This window comes from Bacteroides faecis, from assembly GCF_020091505.1.
In the GTDB taxonomy this organism is placed as follows: domain Bacteria; phylum Bacteroidota; class Bacteroidia; order Bacteroidales; family Bacteroidaceae; genus Bacteroides; species Bacteroides faecis.
This window is the reverse complement of record NZ_CP081916.1, coordinates 311660-330344: the sequence shown is the minus strand read 5'-3', so window position 1 is coordinate 330344 and position 18685 is coordinate 311660. Positions and strand designations below refer to the sequence as shown.

Annotated in this window: 9 protein-coding genes, 2 tRNA genes and 2 rRNA genes; 7 read left to right on the top strand and 6 right to left on the bottom strand. The window is 44.5% G+C overall.

All coding sequences use genetic code 11. The features are described 5' to 3' along the window. Nucleotides 1-104 precede the first annotated feature (104 nt). Entirely contained in the window at nucleotides 105-1409 is a 1305-nt protein-coding gene (locus tag K6V30_RS01815; RefSeq protein ID WP_055271712.1) for a S28 family serine protease, read from the top strand. Nucleotides 1410-1547: 138 nt separating this feature from the next. Here the strand turns inward: K6V30_RS01815 and K6V30_RS01810 are convergent, their stop codons facing one another. After that, on the bottom strand, nucleotides 1548-1913 hold the full coding sequence (locus K6V30_RS01810) for a MarR family transcriptional regulator (protein ID WP_010535450.1): 366 nt from the start codon (nucleotides 1911-1913) through the stop codon (nucleotides 1548-1550). A 29-nt stretch (nucleotides 1914-1942) separates the two neighbouring features. Beyond that, nucleotides 1943-4417, bottom strand: coding sequence for an FAD-dependent oxidoreductase (locus K6V30_RS01805; RefSeq protein WP_055271703.1), 2475 nt, complete (start codon nucleotides 4415-4417; stop codon nucleotides 1943-1945). Between the two features lie 127 nt (nucleotides 4418-4544). On the opposite strand from K6V30_RS01805, the gene K6V30_RS01800 reads away from it, so the two are divergent. Further along, on the top strand, nucleotides 4545-5885 hold the full coding sequence (locus tag K6V30_RS01800) for a sigma-54-dependent transcriptional regulator (RefSeq protein WP_010535448.1): 1341 nt from the start codon (nucleotides 4545-4547) through the stop codon (nucleotides 5883-5885). Nucleotides 5886-5909: 24 nt separating this feature from the next. Here K6V30_RS01800 and K6V30_RS01795 read toward each other — a convergent pair whose 3' ends face one another. Further along, nucleotides 5910-7223, bottom strand: a complete 1314-nt coding sequence (locus K6V30_RS01795) for an amino acid kinase family protein (protein WP_055271701.1) — start codon at nucleotides 7221-7223, stop codon at nucleotides 5910-5912. A gap of 305 nt (nucleotides 7224-7528) precedes the next feature. Here K6V30_RS01795 and K6V30_RS01790 point away from each other — a divergent pair, with 305 nt between their 5' ends. Continuing rightward, entirely contained in the window at nucleotides 7529-10471 is a 2943-nt protein-coding gene (locus K6V30_RS01790) for a discoidin domain-containing protein (protein ID WP_070612891.1), read from the top strand. Between the two features lie 246 nt (nucleotides 10472-10717). Here the strand turns inward: K6V30_RS01790 and K6V30_RS01785 are convergent, their stop codons facing one another. From K6V30_RS01785 to K6V30_RS25160, 3 genes are all read right to left on the bottom strand, one after another. Continuing rightward, on the bottom strand, nucleotides 10718-11926 hold the full coding sequence (locus tag K6V30_RS01785; protein ID WP_055271697.1) for a hexokinase family protein: 1209 nt from the start codon (nucleotides 11924-11926) through the stop codon (nucleotides 10718-10720). 533 nt (nucleotides 11927-12459) lie between these two features. Continuing rightward, the gene (locus K6V30_RS01780; RefSeq protein WP_224207242.1) at nucleotides 12460-12804 is read right to left on the bottom strand and encodes a hypothetical protein; all 345 of its coding nucleotides are present in this window, start codon (nucleotides 12802-12804) and stop codon (nucleotides 12460-12462) included. A gap of 142 nt (nucleotides 12805-12946) precedes the next feature. After that, a complete protein-coding gene (locus K6V30_RS25160) occupies nucleotides 12947-13081 on the bottom strand; it encodes a hypothetical protein (protein WP_258902871.1) in 135 nt (44 codons plus the stop codon). 599 nt (nucleotides 13082-13680) lie between these two features. Between K6V30_RS25160 and K6V30_RS01775 the strand changes: the two genes are divergently transcribed. The 4 genes from K6V30_RS01775 to K6V30_RS01760 all read left to right on the top strand — a co-directional run bounded on the left by K6V30_RS01775 (nucleotide 13681) and on the right by K6V30_RS01760 (nucleotide 18624). After that, nucleotides 13681-15209: ribosomal RNA gene (locus K6V30_RS01775) — 16S ribosomal RNA — on the top strand. 163 nt (nucleotides 15210-15372) lie between these two features. Further along, nucleotides 15373-15446, top strand: a tRNA-Ile gene (locus tag K6V30_RS01770). Nucleotides 15447-15507: 61 nt separating this feature from the next. Beyond that, nucleotides 15508-15584: transfer RNA gene (locus tag K6V30_RS01765), tRNA-Ala, on the top strand. A 160-nt stretch (nucleotides 15585-15744) separates the two neighbouring features. Then, nucleotides 15745-18624: ribosomal RNA gene (locus tag K6V30_RS01760) — 23S ribosomal RNA — on the top strand. Together the 16S and 23S rRNA genes with 2 tRNA genes alongside form the textbook arrangement of a ribosomal RNA operon. The last annotated feature ends 61 nt before the right edge of the window (nucleotides 18625-18685 follow it).

Below are 18685 nucleotides of genomic sequence, written 5' to 3'. Positions count from 1 at the left end.
ATCACGCCCTGGTACCTTGGGGCTTTTGTTACAAACAACAAGAAATGTGTAAAAAGGTTCGTGCAAATGATTATCTTTGCGAGAAAATTAACACTCAAATGCTTATGAAACATATTCGGATGCCTCTTTTCGTATGGTTCTCTATCGTGCTGCTGATCGCAGTTGCGCCTATCTCGTTGTCGGCACAGGAATCGTTTATTCAGAAGATCGAAAAAAATAATTCCGTCAGCGGAATAAAGTCTCTCGATACGAGCCGGTTCCCCGAAAAGTATGTAATGTACCTCACTCAACCGCTGGATCATCGGCATCCCGAAAAGGGAAGTTTCCGTCAGCGGGTGATTGTAGGGCATGTCGGTTATGACCGTCCCACAGTGATTGTTACCGAAGGATATGGGGCGGCGTATGCTCTGCGCCCCACTTACCGGGAAGAACTTTCAGACTTGTTCGATGCGAATATGATCTTTGTAGAACACCGCTACTTTCTCGAATCCACTCCCGAACCATGCGACTGGCAATATCTGACAGCTGCGAATTCTGCCGAAGATTTGCATGCCGTGAGGGAAACCTTCAAGGCCTTGTATCCGGGCAAATGGATCAGTACGGGGATTAGTAAAGGCGGGCAGACTTCCTTATTATATCGTGCTTTCTTTCCCGATGATGTGGATGTTTCCGTGCCTTATGTGGCCCCTCTCTGCTATGCCCGCGAAGACGGGCGGCACGAACCTTTCCTCCGCCGGGCAGGTACGGAAGCCGATAGGAAAAAAATAGAAGATTTCCAGTTGGAAGTATTGAAACGAAAGGCCCGTTTGTTACCCCGTTTTGAAAAAATATGTGCTGAAAAGAACTATACATTCCGGGCTCCTTTAGAGGAGATTTACGATTTCTGTGTGCTGGAATACTCTTTTTCTATCTGGCAATGGGGAACGGACATTCATAGTATCCCCGAAATATCCGCTTCTGATGATATACTTCTGGATCATTTGCTGGCAATCAGCGGCCCTTCTTATTTTATAGCAGACAGTCCGACTCTTTCTTTCTTCGTGCAGGCTGCCCGTGAATTAGGGTATTATGGATATGACATCAGTCCCTTTAAGCCTTACCTTTCTATAAAGACCAGTAAGGATTATCTGCGCCGGCTGATGCTGCCGGAAGACCTGAAGAATATGAAATTCGATAAAACACTGAGCAAACAGATTGTACGATTTCTGAAGAAGAACGATCCGAAGATGATTTTCATCTATGGCCAGAATGATCCTTGGACGGCTGCCGGAGTGACTTGGCTGAAGGATAAAAAGAATATTCATGTTTTTGTAGAGCCGGGAGGCAGTCATCTGGCACGCATCGGTACGATGCCCGAAAATCAGAAACAAAAAGTGATGTCACTTCTTAAAGGATGGCTTGAAGAATAAGGATACGCGCGTATATCCGATAAGAGTAATACGCGGTAATGGATAAATAAGAAACGGTGAACAACCTGTAACATAACTACAGAGGGTTCACCGTTTTATTATTTAGCGAGTCGATATTTAAAGTATCCGACTGCCTGATTAATCTGTCGATTCGAACAGTGGTTTCAGTAATTCCGGTATTTCCACTTTTTCGAGTTCTAATTCTCCGACTAGCTTTTTACCGTTCTGACTGAGATGGAATTGCATCAATCTTCGGTCTACTTCTCCGAGAGTTCTGACGATCAGTTCTTTTTCTTCCAGAATCCGGAGCATTTTTGAAGCGTGTGAGGGTGTCAGTTCCGTCCGTTTAGACAGGCTTGTAGCTGTCATATTCTTTGGCGAGGCTTCTTGCAGGGCACATAGGATCATCGCTTCATTTAAGGATATCTTATATACTTTTTCAAATGAATCTTCAAATCTTGCCATTGCTTTGAATACATCGCGCATTACACATATTGTTTTCATATACTGCTTGTTCTTTTTGTTTGTTCTTTTTATATAAACAGATTGATATTTGCATTATCGGCCCGTTCCATGTATGTTGCCACTCCACCTATTGTCACTTCATCCAGAAGTTCTTCCTGTTTTACTCCCATGACATCCATAGACATTTGGCAGGCGATAAATTCTACACCGTTCTCAAGAGCCTGCTGGCGTAAAGACTCCAGCGAGTCAATTCCTTTCCGGTTCATGATGTACCGCATCATTTTTCCTCCTATTCCTCCCATGCTCATTTTAGAGAGTTTCAGTTTTCGGGAGCTGGAAGGCAGCATCATTCCGAACATTTTTCCGAAGATATCTTTTTCTACGTTCGGCTTGTGCAGTTTCTTGATAACATTCAGTCCCCAGAAAGTGAAAAAGATCGTTACCTTCTGTCCGGTGGCAGCTGCTCCATTGGCGAGTACAAAGGTAGCTAAAGCTTTGTCTAAATCATCACTGAACATGATAAAAGTTTTCCCTTTGCCTTCACAGGAAGTAACAATGTTGCAGGATTTAGGTTCGCCTTTTTCTATCACGACCACAGATTTTCCTCCTGTCGCCTCTTTGGAGATCAATTGGTTTCCTGTCGAATTACACCATGCGGCGGCATCACGCGGAAATCCCGGATCGGTTGAGGTGATTTCTACCCGGTCTCCTGAAGCCAGCGTGTCCATCGTCTTTTTCATTTTCAGAATCGGACCCGGACATTGCAGTCCGCAGGCATCTACACGGATTGTTTTCACGGCTTCGACAGGCGATACGGTAGGAGTTGGCTGTTGTATGCTTGCCTTCGGCTGTGCAGGTGCTTCCTTTATTTCGTTGTCATTATCTTCCCTCAGGATGATAGGTGCTGTGGCAGCACGGTATGTTTTCAATCCTCCGGAAAGGTTGCGTACTTTTTCAAATCCATGTTGTATCAGGATACGATAGGCAAGATATCCTCTGAGGCCGACAGCACAGAATGTATAAATCATCTTGTCTTTCGGCAGTTCGTCCAGCCGGTCGCGTAGTTCGTCCAGGGGAATGTTCACTGCACCCGGCAGTGTGTTGAGCGAGAATTCGTCGTGTGTACGTACATCCAGCAAGAAATTGTTTTCCATTTCGATATCCCTTAGCTGTCTCCAATAGACGGGTTGTACTTTCCCTGTGATGATGTTTTCGGCTACATATCCTGCAACGGCTACCGGATCTTTGGCTGAAGAAAATGGAGGAGCATAAGCCTGCTCTACTTTCATCAGGTCATAGACCGTACCTTCATGCTTGATGACGAGTGCGATTTCGTCAATTCGTTTGTCTACACCGTCATAGCCGACAATCTGTCCGCCGTACAGTTTGCCTGTCTTCGGATCGAAAGTGATTTTGATACTCATCGGCATGGCATCCGGATAATATCCTGCGTGAGAGGCCGGATGAATGGTGGAAGACATATAATTGATTTCTGCCTGCCGCAATCGCTTGCCGGGGAGGCCGGTAGAGGCAACCGTCATATCGAACACTTTGGCGATAGAAGTCCCGATGGCTCCTTCATAGGGGATGTGTGCTCCCAGAATATTGTCTGCTACAATTCGCCCCTGACGGTTGGCAGGGCCGGCAAGGTAGTTAAGCCACGGTTTTCCGGTGATCGGATGGCGGAATTCGATTGCGTCACCGATGGCGTAAATCGATTCGTCCGAAGTTTGCAGATAGTCGTTGACGGCAATTCCTCCTGCTTCGCCGATTGTTAGCTCTGCTGCACGTGCCAATGTCGTTTCCGGGCGGACGCCGATGGAAAGGATGACAATGTCGGCAGAGATAGACTCTCCGTTCTTAAAGATCACTTTCAGTTCTTTTCCGTCTCTTTCGAAGGATGCCACAGCCTGTTCCAGATACAGGTTCACTCCTTTGTCCATCAAATGTTGGTGTACAAGAGATGCCATCGAGAAGTCGATGGGGGCCATCACCTGATTTCCCATTTCCACAATAGAAACTTTTGCTCCTTGCGCGTGCAGGTTCTCTGCCATTTCCAGCCCGATAAATCCGGCTCCGATGACAACAGCCTTTCGGGGAGCATGGCTGTTGATATATTCTTTGATTCGGTCTGTGTCTGTAACGTTTCTCAGTGTGAAGATTCCGTTCAGGTCGATACCCGGCAGGGGAGGTCTTACAGGAGAAGCTCCGGTTGATATCAGTAATTTGTCGTAGCTTTCTTCGTACGAGTCTTCACTGCTTTGTCTCACTGTCACTGTCTTTCTCTTCCGGTCGATGAAGATGACTTCATTTTCAGTTCTGACATCTACACGGAAGCGCGTAGAAAATGCTTCGGGTGTTTGTACAAACAACTTTTCCCGTTCTTCAATCACACCTCCTATATAATAGGGCAGCCCACAATTGGCATAAGAGATATACTTCCCTTTTTCTAAAAGGATAATTTCAGCTGTTTCATTTGTGCGTCTGATCCGGGCAGCAGTGGTAGCTCCTCCGGCAACGCCTCCAATAATAATTATCTTCATAATTTTATCACGTAAATAGTTTCCTATGGAAATAACAATAAAGTGGAGAGAATTGTTCTCGGATCATAGAAAAAAGACTTATATTTGCGCACCCTGTTTGTCTTTCTTCATTTTTTATAAATTAATTATGAGTAAAATTCTTATCATTGACGATGAGGTTCAGATTCGTAGCCTATTGGCTCGTATGCTCGAACTGGAGGGCTATGAGGTATGTCAGGCAGGTGATTGCAAGGCAGCTATCAGACAGTTGGAAATTCAACAGCCGGATGTGGCTTTGTGTGATGTCTTTCTTCCCGATGGAAATGGAGTCGACCTGGTCTTGAATATTAAAAAGACAGCCCCGAATGTAGAGGTTATTCTTCTTACTGCTCACGGTAATATACCCGACGGGGTGCAGGCAATCAAAAACGGTGCATTCGATTATATCACGAAAGGAGACGATAATAATAAGATCATTCCTTTGATCAGCCGTGCCGTCGAAAAGGCGAAGATGAATGTACGGTTGGAGAAACTGGAAAAGAAAGTCAGCCAGCTATATTCTTTTGATTCCATTCTGGGAGAATCGAAAGTACTGAAAGAGGCTGTTATGCTGGCACAGAAAGTATCGGTGACTGATGTTCCGGTTTTATTGACCGGGGAGACGGGAACCGGAAAAGAAGTATTTGCTCAGGCTATACATTATAATAGTAAGCGGAATAAGCAGAACTTTGTTGCCGTGAACTGTTCGTCTTTTAGCAAGGAACTGCTGGAGAGTGAAATGTTCGGGCATAAAGCAGGATCATTCACCGGAGCTTTGAAAGATAAAAAAGGACTGTTCGAAGAAGCTAATAATGGAACCATCTTCTTGGATGAAATCGGTGAAATGGCTTTTGAACTGCAAGCCAAGTTATTGCGTATCCTCGAAACCGGCGAATATATAAAGATAGGAGATACGAAACCTACCCGGGTGAACGTGCGCATCATAGCTGCTACCAACCGTAACCTGGCAGAGGAAATCAAAGCGGGACGTTTCCGTGAGGATTTATTTTATCGGCTTTCCGTATTCCAGGTACATCTTCCGGCTCTCCGTGAGCGTACCGGTGATATAAGAATCCTTGCTACTGCTTTTGCCAAGAGCTTTTCTGAAAAACTGTCGTATGCAATCAGCGAAATGACTCCGGCTTTTCTGCAAGCACTGGAGCAACAACCGTGGAAGGGCAATATCCGCGAATTGAGGAACGTAATTGAACGCAGCCTGATTGTTTGTGAAGGTGGACGTCTGGATGTGTGTGACTTGCCTCTTGAAATTCAGAATACTCATTATGAATGTTCGGACGATAGCATGGGCAGTTTTGAACTGGCTGCAATGGAGCGAAGGCACATTGCCCGTGTTTTGGAATATACAAAAGGCAATAAGACCGAAGCTGCCCGTTTGTTGAAGATAGGTCTCACTACTTTATATCGTAAGATCGAGGAGTATAAGATCTGACAAAGTGGGATGTCTGGATTGAAGTCAGGTAGCAAACTCGTTCTCAAAGAAATGGGCGGCCAGCAAACTGATAAGTCTGTTTTTATCCGTGGTATGTACAGATAAGGTGAAGCACTGGTCACTTCCTCCATAAGAAATCTGTGAAATGGGGATATCCTTGATAGTGTTCATTATATGACTTTCTACTTGGGTACGCTGCCAATGGAGCGAACCAATGATATGTATCACAGACATATTTTCGTCAATAACCATTTCGGCATACTTGTGGAGCTCTTTTTGCACAATCCGCAAAGTGTCAGGGCTGGCTGATATCACCATAGAAATGGATACATTCGATGATGCCATTGAAATGACATTGATCTTATATTTGTTGATTACTTCCAGCAATTTGCCCACTAGTAAATATCCGGGGAGGACATTCAATGATGTAAAACGTACAAATGTGACAGAATCCTGAAAAAGTATTGCTTTGACGCTGTTGCCCGTGTCGTGGGATGAGATATAAAGCCGTTCCGTTGTCAGGTCATGAGTGTCCGTCAGCCGGATAGTTATATTGGAATGTGCCGCTAAGCTGATGCAGTCGGCATAGAGCAAGTATACTCCGCTGTTGATCAGTTGTTCGGCCTCTGTATATGTCAGTGAGTGCTGTTCTCTCCGGCTGTTACGGTTTGCATAGATATGGTTGATCTGGGTAGATAAGAGCAGTTCGTCTGCTCCGAATGCGGTGGCGAGTACTGTGGCGTAGTAGTCGTTACGTTTTTCATTCATGAAATCTGTTTCGCCATATACATTTTTACAGAGGGAAAGTGGAGCGATGAAAATATCGGCATCCCGTTTTTCGCTGATGTACTGTTGAACAGACTCCTTGATATATGGAATATCCGGTTTCCTTTCGAGGTTGATTTGCATGAACTTTCCGGTATCCAGAGTTTGTGCACGAAGCCCTTGCTGACGTAGGCAGCAGGCAAATAATTCATTGGACAGTCCGTATACTTCGGCTTTTATTATTTTGTCGGTCAGTAAGTCTGCCTTATCTTCCACCAAGACCTGTATCTTTTCTATGCATTTCTCAATTTGGACTTTCATGTATTGATTCAGTTTCCGGTCTGAAATGAGACGGTCGGTCAGAGTACGGCAATATTCCTCAATGGCATTAACTATCGTATGAGACGTTTCATCTTCTTCATGAAACCAACTGACGGAAATAGCCTGTAACCATTCCTGCAATTGTGTCAATACAGGAATGACGGCTACGTAAGGATGCTCTTTCTGTATGCAACCGATTACTTGCTTGACTTCATCCTCATTATTCATTCTTTCAAATTTGCAAACTTTCATTGTCATCTGATAATTTATGGGTTCTTACTCTTTTCAAAATGATATGCTTTTTTCAAAAAGGAGAGGTGTGCAAAGCTTAACCTATTCCTCTGAATCTTATTATATCATTAACAATCATATTGTTAGCTTCGGTGCCTGTACTTTTAAGACAGCTCCTTACTATAAGTAATCTGCTAATACCATACCACATACAGAGGATTCGTGAGTCTATAATCAACTTTCTTTTTTTAGTAGTATTTGAGTGTTCAATCGTCCTAATACTAATTGTTTATTAGTAAAAGAAGAAATATTAATCATAGAAGAGCATGAATATTTGGAAGATTACACTGATACTTACATTACTGTTATCAAGTATCACGTCTCAAGCGCAAAAGGAAAAAATATCATTGAATAGCGAAGGAAATCTGGCTGTCTGGAGAGTGAAGGCACAGGCGGAAGTTGCCGATCCTTCGTTGATTATGTCCGTCCGGTATAATACGGAAGGCTGGGTGAAGGCAACGGTGCCGGGAACTGTTTTCGGTTCGTACGTTTCGGAAGGGTTGGAGTCCGATCCGAATTTTGGTGATAATGCGTATACGATAGATAAATCGAAGTACGACCGCAATTTTTGGTATCGCACAGAATTTCTTTCTCCCAAAGTGGAAACTGGAGAAAAAGTCTGGCTGAATTTTGAAGGAGTGAACCGCAAGGGAGAAATATTCTTCAATGGAACACGCCTGGGGTTGCTTGATGGTTTTATGCACAGAGGAAACTTTGATGTAACGGACTTATTGTCAAAAGAAGGCAAGAATGTACTGGCCGTTCTTGTACATTGGGTTGGAACGCCGGTTCCCAACTATGCAAGTCCTACTTACGTTTCGTGTGCAGGCTGGGACTGGATGCCTTATGTACCGGGACTTTTAAGTGGCATAACCGATGATGTCTATTTGACTAAGACCCGTGAAGTGTCCATGATCGATCCATGGATACGTTCGAAGGTGCCTTCCAGGGACGAAGCGACCTTAAGCCTGCAGCTGGAACTGAGAAATAATACAGCGGTCGATCAGAAAGGAATACTGAAAGGAGTGATCCGGCCCGGTAACATTGAGTTTTCGGAAGAAATGGAAATTGAAGCGGGCAAGCAACGTGACTTCCTGCTCGATAACACGAAATTGAAGCAACTGGTAGTCCGTAACCCTGCCTTGTGGTGGCCTAACGGCTACGGTGAACCGAATCTCTATACGTGTGAGCTGACATACTCTGTCGGTGGAAAAGTCTCAGACAGACAGCTGCTTACATTCGGTATAAGGGAATATGGTTATGAAATGGTGGATGGCATACTTCATCTCAAAATAAATGGTGAACCTGTATATCTTAAAGGTGGCAACTGGGGAATGAGTGAATATATGTTACGCTGTCGGGGGGAAGAATATGATTTGAAAGTGAAGCTTCATCAGGAGATGAATTTCAATATGATACGGAATTGGATAGGTTCTGTTACTGATGACGAGTTTTATCAGGCCTGCGATAAATATGGTATCATGGTTTGGGATGATTTCTGGCTGAATTCAAACTCCAATCTCCCTGATGACGTCTTTGCCTTCAATATGAATGCTGTTGAAAAGATAAAGCGTTTACGCAATCACGCCTGCATTGCTGTGTGGTGCGGAGATAATGAGGGTTATCCGTTACCCCCACTCAATAAATGGCTGGAAGAAGATGTGAATGTTTACGATGGAGGGGATAGGGCATACCATGCCAATTCGCACAGCGATGGGCTTTCCGGTAGCGGCCCCTGGATGAATTCTCATCCTAACTGGTATTTTACGAAAGCTCCTTATGGGTATGGTGCTAATATCACCCGAGGGTGGGGACTTCGTACGGAAATTGGTACGGCAGTTTTCACTACTTTTGAAAGCTTCAAGAAATTTATTCCTGAAAAGAACTGGTGGCCGCGCAATGAAATGTGGAATAAACATTTCTTTGGTAACTCCGGAGGTAATGCGGGACCTGACAAATATTTCTCTACGGTGGAGTATAATTATGGAAAAGCTAAGGGAATCGAAGATTTCTGTCGGAAAGCCCAGTTGGTGAATGTAGAAGTGAACAAGGCGATGTACGAAGGTTTCCAGCATCATATATGGGACGATGCATCCGGCATCCTGACTTGGATGGGACAGTCGGCTTATCCTTCTTTGGTGTGGCAGACCTATGATTATTATTATGATCTGACAGGAGCTTACTGGGGAATTAAGAAGGCGTGCGAACCTGTTCACATCCAGTGGAGCTATGCTGATAATAGTGTGAAGGTTATTAATACTACTTTACAAGATTTGCAGGGACTGAAAGCAACCGCCAGAGTCTACAATCTGGATGGGAAAGAAATGGGACGTTACACTCAGAATGTCACATTGAATGCAGCTGCCAATAAGGATTCTTATTGTTTCCATCTGAATTTTACTACGGACAATCTTGCTTTTGGTAAAAAAGCGTTTGCTTCTTCCGTCTCTAAAGATGCCGGTGAGCCCGGGGCCGCTATTGATGCCAGTGACGGCAGTCGCTGGGCGAGTGAGCCTCGTGATGATGAATGGATTTATGTAGATTTGGGCGAACCTGCGGAAATAGCCACCATTGCGTTGAACTGGGAAGCAGCTCATGCCAAGTCCTATAAACTGTTGATCTCTGATGATGCGGCGCATTGGAAGGAAATTTATTCCAATGAAGATTGTAAAGGCGGACTGGAAGAAATAAAGATAAAGCCTGTACGTACTCGCTATGTAAAAATGCAGGGAGTGAAATGCGCTACTATGTGGGGGTATTCACTCTATGAATTTGAACTGTATGGCAAGAAAAAGAAACCGACGGATTTGTCTCCGGTTCATTTTATAAAACTGGAATTGAACGATGCGAATGGAAATCTGCTTTCTGACAACTTCTATTGGCGTTCCAACAAGCCGGGCGACTATAAAGCATTGAATACTTTATCAAAAGCGAAGCTGAATGTGACATCTCAGCTAGTGAACCGGACGGATCATGGAGACAAGAAAGTGATAAAAGCTACGATTAAGAATGTAGGTCCATCAGTCGCTTTTGCTGTTCACGTGCAGGCCGTCCGTTCGTCAGACGGAGAACGTATATTACCTGCGCTGATGAATGATAATTATTTTACATTGCTGAAAGGTGAGTCTAAAGATATTGAAATCGAATTTGATTCGGAATTGTTGCCTGACGACAATTATCGTTTAAGCGTTATTCCATATAATAAATAGTGCCGGGCAGATAAGGGGCAAAATGAATATTGGCTTGCTAATAGACCTAATTTGGGCACAGATTATGCGGATTTCACAGTTCCAAGAGATTATATAGACTACTGGAAACCGTGTTAATCCGCATAATTCGTACCCCAAATAATGATACAGACATATTGATCCCCTTATTGCGAGTCCCGGTCTCACTTTCCTGTCGATTTCAGCACATCATGCATATACGATGTGAAGCAAACGATGCCAGGGGCATTAGGATAATGCTGCAATTCCAGTTCCTATCAGGTTCGCGTTATTCATGCTTTTGATATCCACTTCGACATCTTCCAGGTTGAACAGCTTGAAAAGTTCCCTTAATTTCTCCATAACAAGAATGTTATAGTTTTTATCTTTCCTGTTTTCACTCCAGAAAAGGCTGCCTTCGGCTACCAGACAAACTTTTCGCATGTCTTTATTGTACGATTTCAGCAGCATGACAAGTCCTGTAAGTGAGGCGGCAACCAATTGTGCAGATCTGCCATATATCCATTGTGCCACCTGCACATATACATCTTTGTATATATCCGGATAGTTCATAATGGAAGTCAGTTTCTGAGCATCGAATTTCTCTTCGAACTCTTCCAGTGGAAAAGCCGTTTTCAAAATGTCTCCCAAGTACATGCCGGATACCGCTTTCTCAAAGCGTTGCTTTCCCGGGTTACCGGAGATTGCATCGACGGTGTCATCTACTGCAGTGAGGAAGGGTGGATGGAAATTGCCTGATTCCAGATTTACCGGTATCATCCCCTGTGCGTTGTATGCCGGATTTAGTTTTTGTATTTTATCAGCAGGGATAAAAGTAGCCATATTGGTTCCTGTCCCTACGATGAGGCCGATGTATGCATCGTAACTGCTGTCCGTGAGACCGGCGAATAGACTGGCTATAGTATCGTTGAGTACTTTGATATCTGTAAACTTGATCTTATTTCTTTCATTCAGATAGTCAAGCAAAGGTTTTCCGATAAATTCTCCGATCATTTCTTTTATATCTACCCCTTTGGTCCAACGCAACAGTTTGGCGTCTCCACCCGGTACAGATTCGGCTGGATAGGAAAAACAATAACCGATGGGTATTTCTTCCTCACGCTTTATTCCTACAATCATGTCGGCCAGTTCTTTGAATAACTCTTCGCGGGTATATCCGGCAGACTTCATGATTGACATATCTTTCTTCCAGCCATTATTCGGATGAACGGTAGGGGCTGCTTTATTGAAATCTACGATCGCCACTCGATAATTGGTTCCTCCCAGGTCGAGTACCAGTGATTTACCATTGATATGATTTGTTTGGGGAGTAATGAAAGTCGGAATACATTGTATCTCTGCATTTTCTGTCTTTAACCCTTCTTCTATTTTATCACGAAATGAGCATGCAATCACTTTGAGCTGTTCATTATCTAACTTAAAAATGTTTTTTTCCATGACATTGACTTTTTATTGTATAATATATCCTTGTTTTTGAATAACAACTGGAGGTGGATTTTGCTCGGAGATGCTCAATCTTTATTTGGCTGCATCTGATTCAGCCTCCTATTGATTTAGTATAGATTTTGCTCCCATGCTCTCACTTTTTGCTTGTATCGGTTTATTCATCGTTGTTACAGCTGTGATAGCAGCTGTGGTAGCAAGTGTGGTAGCAGGCATTTGCTCTCACTCTATATTCATGCTTTAATACACATTTTCTTGATGTTGTAATCTTGTATTCAGTATGTTAACCTCCTATCTGTCAACTATTAATAATTGACGTTCCATCTGTTAATAATTGATATATCAGGTATTAAGATCTGATACTCCCTCTATTATTGTGTGATAAATGCTTTTTTCGCTTATGTCCATACTCCTGTTCTTCCTAAGAGAACAGGTTAATCGGGACATTGTTATGGTCGGGTTGGTTGAATCGTGCGGTACTTTTACTCCACTCGTGCGTTCATTTCACTCCAATCATGCGTTCCTCCTTATCCAATCATGCGGTCCTCTGCTCCCGTCTCCGGTTGTTTCCTGAAGTTTCTTGCCTCTTGAAACTCCAGTTCCAGATGGTTTGAAACTTTAGTTTCCCCTGCTTGAAACAACAGTTTCTTTCGCTTGAAACTTTTAGTTTCATTGCTTGAAACTAGAGTTTCTCCTATATGAAACCTTTGTTTTCCCCGCATGAAACTAATCCCTTGCCTGCATCCCCGTATTTCTTTATCGCTATCAGTATACTTTCGGAGTTTCTTCTTTCCTTTCAGCCGCCACTTTCCCATGAACACCCCTTGAATATCTGCGGTAATCTGTTCCCCAAAAAGTGACAATACGCTCACATGCTTTTCCTATTGTCACCCTGTTATCACCTCTATTATCACCTTATTGTCACTCTTAATCCATTGATAAATAACAGTTTGACTTGAAAAGTGACAAGTGACAATAGAAAAACCCTTTTCCAGGAGAGTTTCTTCTCCGCTTTTAGTCCATCCATACTGTCTTCATGAATGATTCACCGCTATCCTTCCCTTCCTTCCTGTTGAAATCTGTTCCCTTCGCGCCCGCATCCGCGTGTGTGAATATAATAAGGTGTGTCCCTTTCCCTCTTTCTGCCATCCCCGGTAAATTTATGTTCTACAACATCCTTCTGAATCAGCCCCTTAGCATGGATATCCAAAAATAATTCAAAAAAACAGTCCGATAATTTTGGAGCATAAGCTGAAAGCTACTACTTTTGCACCCGCTTTCCAAGAGAAGAAAGCCTTGATAAGTTGACTTAGTGTAAAAGCGTACGGCAGCTTAAAATAAGAACAAAAAAACTTCCGGAAAGTTTTGGATGTTATTGAATAAAGTTCTTATCTTTGCAGTCCGATTCGCAAAGAAACGCGGTTTGTTTTTCTTCTTTACCTTCTTTCCCTTTCGCAAGAGAGCCTGAGAAACGATATAAAAAGAAAAATTAAAAAAAAAACTTCCGAAAACGTTTGGCAGTTAAAATAAAACCCCTTACCTTTGCACCCGCTTTTGAAACGAAAGCAACCAAGTTCTTTGAAATATTGATAAACAATACAAGTAGTACAAGAAAAATAGAACCGTCAATGCTTGTTGGATACATAGCAGTATGTATCTGATGACAGGTATTAATGAAGTCAATAAATTGTACGGCATCCTGAACAGAGCAAATACCATTCTTTCATAGGAATGATAACAATACTTTTACAATGAAGAGTTTGATCCTGGCTCAGGATGAACGCTAGCTACAGGCTTAACACATGCAAGTCGAGGGGCAGCATTCCAGTTTGCTTGCAAACTGGAGATGGCGACCGGCGCACGGGTGAGTAACACGTATCCAACCTGCCGATAACTCGGGGATAGCCTTTCGAAAGAAAGATTAATACCCGATGGCATAATAGAACCGCATGGTTTGATTATTAAAGAATTTCGGTTATCGATGGGGATGCGTTCCATTAGGCAGTTGGTGGGGTAACGGCCCACCAAACCTTCGATGGATAGGGGTTCTGAGAGGAAGGTCCCCCACATTGGAACTGAGACACGGTCCAAACTCCTACGGGAGGCAGCAGTGAGGAATATTGGTCAATGGACGAGAGTCTGAACCAGCCAAGTAGCGTGAAGGATGACTGCCCTATGGGTTGTAAACTTCTTTTATATGGGAATAAAGTGATCCACGTGTGGATTTTTGTATGTACCATATGAATAAGGATCGGCTAACTCCGTGCCAGCAGCCGCGGTAATACGGAGGATCCGAGCGTTATCCGGATTTATTGGGTTTAAAGGGAGCGTAGGTGGACAGTTAAGTCAGTTGTGAAAGTTTGCGGCTCAACCGTAAAATTGCAGTTGATACTGGCTGTCTTGAGTACAGTAGAGGTGGGCGGAATTCGTGGTGTAGCGGTGAAATGCTTAGATATCACGAAGAACTCCGATTGCGAAGGCAGCTCACTGGACTGCAACTGACACTGATGCTCGAAAGTGTGGGTATCAAACAGGATTAGATACCCTGGTAGTCCACACAGTAAACGATGAATACTCGCTGTTTGCGATATACAGTAAGCGGCCAAGCGAAAGCATTAAGTATTCCACCTGGGGAGTACGCCGGCAACGGTGAAACTCAAAGGAATTGACGGGGGCCCGCACAAGCGGAGGAACATGTGGTTTAATTCGATGATACGCGAGGAACCTTACCCGGGCTTAAATTGCATTTGAATAATCAAGAAATTGGTTAGTCGTAAGACAAATGTGAAGGTGCTGCATGGTTGTCGTCAGCTCGTGCCGTGAGGTGTCGGCTTAAGTGCCATAACGAGCGCAACCCTTATCTTCAGTTACTAACAGGTCATGCTGAGGACTCTGGAGAGACTGCCGTCGTAAGATGTGAGGAAGGTGGGGATGACGTCAAATCAGCACGGCCCTTACGTCCGGGGCTACACACGTGTTACAATGGGGGGTACAGAAGGCCGCTACCTGGTGACAGGATGCTAATCCCAAAAGCCTCTCTCAGTTCGGATCGAAGTCTGCAACCCGACTTCGTGAAGCTGGATTCGCTAGTAATCGCGCATCAGCCATGGCGCGGTGAATACGTTCCCGGGCCTTGTACACACCGCCCGTCAAGCCATGAAAGCCGGGGGTACCTGAAGTACGTAACCGCAAGGAGCGTCCTAGGGTAAAACTGGTAATTGGGGCTAAGTCGTAACAAGGTAGCCGTACCGGAAGGTGCGGCTGGAACACCTCCTTTCTGGAGTGATGCCGTTACAATGACTTTCATCGGTTCTATAATTGTACTACTGGTACTTGTTTATTTATAACATATAGATCAACCATCTATAGAAGTATAGATAGAGATAAACAAGAGAAATAAAGAAGCCGAGTCTAACATATCAGGTAGACAAGGTTGAACTAGTCCTATAGCTCAGTTGGTTAGAGCGCTACACTGATAATGTAGAGGTCGGCAGTTCAACTCTGCCTGGGACTACTCCGAACAAAAGTTGTCTGTTTTCATTGTCCATTGTCAATTGTAACAGTCAATAACTCTTGGGGGATTAGCTCAGCTGGCTAGAGCATCTGCCTTGCACGCAGAGGGTCAACGGTTCGAATCCGTTATTCTCCACCATCTCTGAACAAGAGAAACGATCTTTGACATGATGTACAAAAAGTAAAATTTAGTAAAGAGCTAAAAGTATATATCGAACCGTACGTTTTAAGTACCGCGATATTAAGTGTTCGGGTTTAATACCTGACACTTGATATTTAATACTTGAAAGTAAGTTTGAAAGAAAGTAAGCAAGGGCGCATGGCGGATGCCTTGGCTCTCGGAGGCGATGAAGGACGTGATAAGCTGCGATAAGCTCTGGGTAGGTGCAAATAACCTTTGATCCAGAGATTTCCGAATGGGACAACCCGGCATTCTGAAGGAATGTCATCCATCTTTGATGGAGGCTAACGCAGGGAACTGAAACATCTTAGTACCTGCAGGAAAAGAAAATAATAATGATTCCCCTAGTAGTGGCGAGCGAACGGGGAATAGCCCAAACCACCCATGTTACGGCATGTGTGGGGTTGTAGGACCACGATATCGCAAGACATCTGATGAATAGAATCCTCTGGAAAGTGGAACCATAGACGGTGATAGTCCTGTATATGAAGTCAGATTAAGCGTAGTGGTATCCTGAGTAGCGCGGGACACGAGAAATCTTGCGTGAATCTGCCGGGACCATCCGGTAAGGCTAAATACTCCCGAGAGACCGATAGCGAACCAGTACTGTGAAGGAAAGGTGAAAAGCACTTCGAACAGAAGAGTGAAATAGTCCCTGAAACCGTGCGCCTACAAGCGGTCGGAGCTGCGTAAGCAGTGACGGCGTGCCTTTTGCATAATGAACCTACGAGTTACTTTTTCCGGCAAGGTTAAGCATCTTGAGATGCGCAGCCGAAGCGAAAGCGAGTCTGAACAGGGCGTCGAGTCGGAAGGAGTAGACGCGAAACCAAGTGATCTACCCTTGGTCAGGTTGAAGGTTAGGTAACACTAACTGGAGGACCGAACCGATAAGCGTTGAAAAGCTTCCGGATGAACTGAGGGTGGGGGTGAAAGGCTAATCAAACTTGGAGATAGCTCGTACTCCCCGAAATGCATTTAGGTGCAGCCTTGTGAGTTACTAATGTGAGGTAGAGCGACTGATAAGATGCGAGGGCTTCACCGCCTATCAAGTCTTGATAAACTCCGAATGCGCATTAGTTCTATCACAGGAGTGAGGGCATGGGTGCTAAGGTCCATGTCCTAAAGGAGAAGAATCCAGACCATCAGCTAAGGTCCCGAAATAAACACTAAGTTGAACTAACGAAGTCAGATTGCTAAGACAGCTAGGATGTTGGCTTGGAAGCAGCCATTCATTTAAAGAGTGCGTAACAGCTCACTAGTCGAGGAGTTTGGCGTGGATAATAATCGGGCATCAAGTGTTTTACCGAAGCTATGGGATCCGTAAGGATCGGTAGGGGAGCATTCCACTCAGCGTCGAAGGTGAAGCGTGAGCTTTGCTGGAGCGTGTGGAAAAGCAAATGTAGGTATAAGTAACGATAAAGGGGGTGAGAAACCCCCTCGCCGAAAGACTAAGGTTTCCTGATCAACGCTAATCGGATCAGGGTTAGTCGGGTCCTAAGGCTCAGCCGAACGGTGAGGCCGATGGCAGAACAGGTTAATATTCCTGTACTACCTTAAGGAGTGACGTGGAGACGGAGGCGTGACAGCGCCGCGGACTGACGGAATAGTCCGTTGAAGGGTGTAGATGTTGATTATCCCAGGCAAATCCGGGATAAGAGTCGAACCTGATAGTATGGAGCGTTCTTCGGAACAATCCAATAGTGCGTGTAATCATACTCCCAAGAAAATCCGCTAAACTTAATCCTTAAGGTACCCGTACCGCAAACGGACACACGTAGTCGGGTTGAATATACTAAGGCGCTTGAGTGATTCACGGTTAAGGAACTAGGCAAATTGACCCTGTAACTTCGGGATAAAGGGTCCCAACGAGAGTTGGGCGCAGAGAATAGGTCCAGGCAACTGTTTAACAAAAACACAGGGCTGTGCGAAATTGAAAGATAATGTATACAGCCTGACACCTGCCCGGTGCTGGAAGGTTAAGAGGAGATGTCATCGCAAGAGAAGCATTGAATTGAAGCCCCAGTAAACGGCGGCCGTAACTATAACGGTCCTAAGGTAGCGAAATTCCTTGTCGGGTAAGTTCCGACCTGCACGAATGGTGTAATGATCTGGACACTGTCTCAACCGTGAGCTCAGTGAAATTGTAGTATCGGTGAAGATGCCGATTACCCGCGATGGGACGAAAAGACCCCGTGAACCTTTACTATAGCTTAACATTGAATTTGGGTAATTGATGTGTAGGATAGGCCGGAGACTTTGAAGCGCAGACGCCAGTTTGTGTGGAGTCGCTGTTGAAATACGGCCCTTTGATTATTTGAGTTCTAACTCGTTGATACGAGGACACTGTTTGGTGGGTAGTTTGACTGGGGTGGTCGCCTCCAAAATAGTAACGGAGGCTTCTAAAGGTGCCCTCAGGACGATTGGTAACCGTCCGCAGAGTGTAATGGCATAAGGGCGCTTGACTGGGAGACTTACAAGTCGATCAGGTAGGAAACTAGAGCATAGTGATCCGGTGTTTCCGTATGGAAGGGACATCGCTCAAAGGATAAAAGGTACTCCGGGGATAACAGGCTGATCCCTCCCAAGAGCTCATATCGACGGAGGGGTTTGGCACCTCGATGTCGGCTCGTCACATCCTGGGGCTGGAGAAGGTCCCAAGGGTTGGGCTGTTCGCCCATTAAAGTGGCACGCGAGCTGGGTTCAGAACGTCGTGAGACAGTTCGGTCTCTATCTATCGTGGGCGTATGAAATTTGCGTGGCTCTGACACTAGTACGAGAGGACCGTGTTGGACTGACCGCTGGTTTACCAGTTGTGCCGCCAGGTGCATTGCTGGGTATCTAAGTCGGGATTGGATAAGTGCTGAAAGCATCTAAGTACGAAGCCAGCCACAAGATTAGATTTCTTAGGGTCGTTAAAGACGATGACGTTGATAGGATGCAGGTGTAAAGGTGGTAACATCAAAGCCGAGCATTACTAATTGCCCGTCCACTTTCTTCCGGCTTTGTACGGATTGGATATACGTTTAGCGTATCATTAATATGATATTACTTGAATTTTA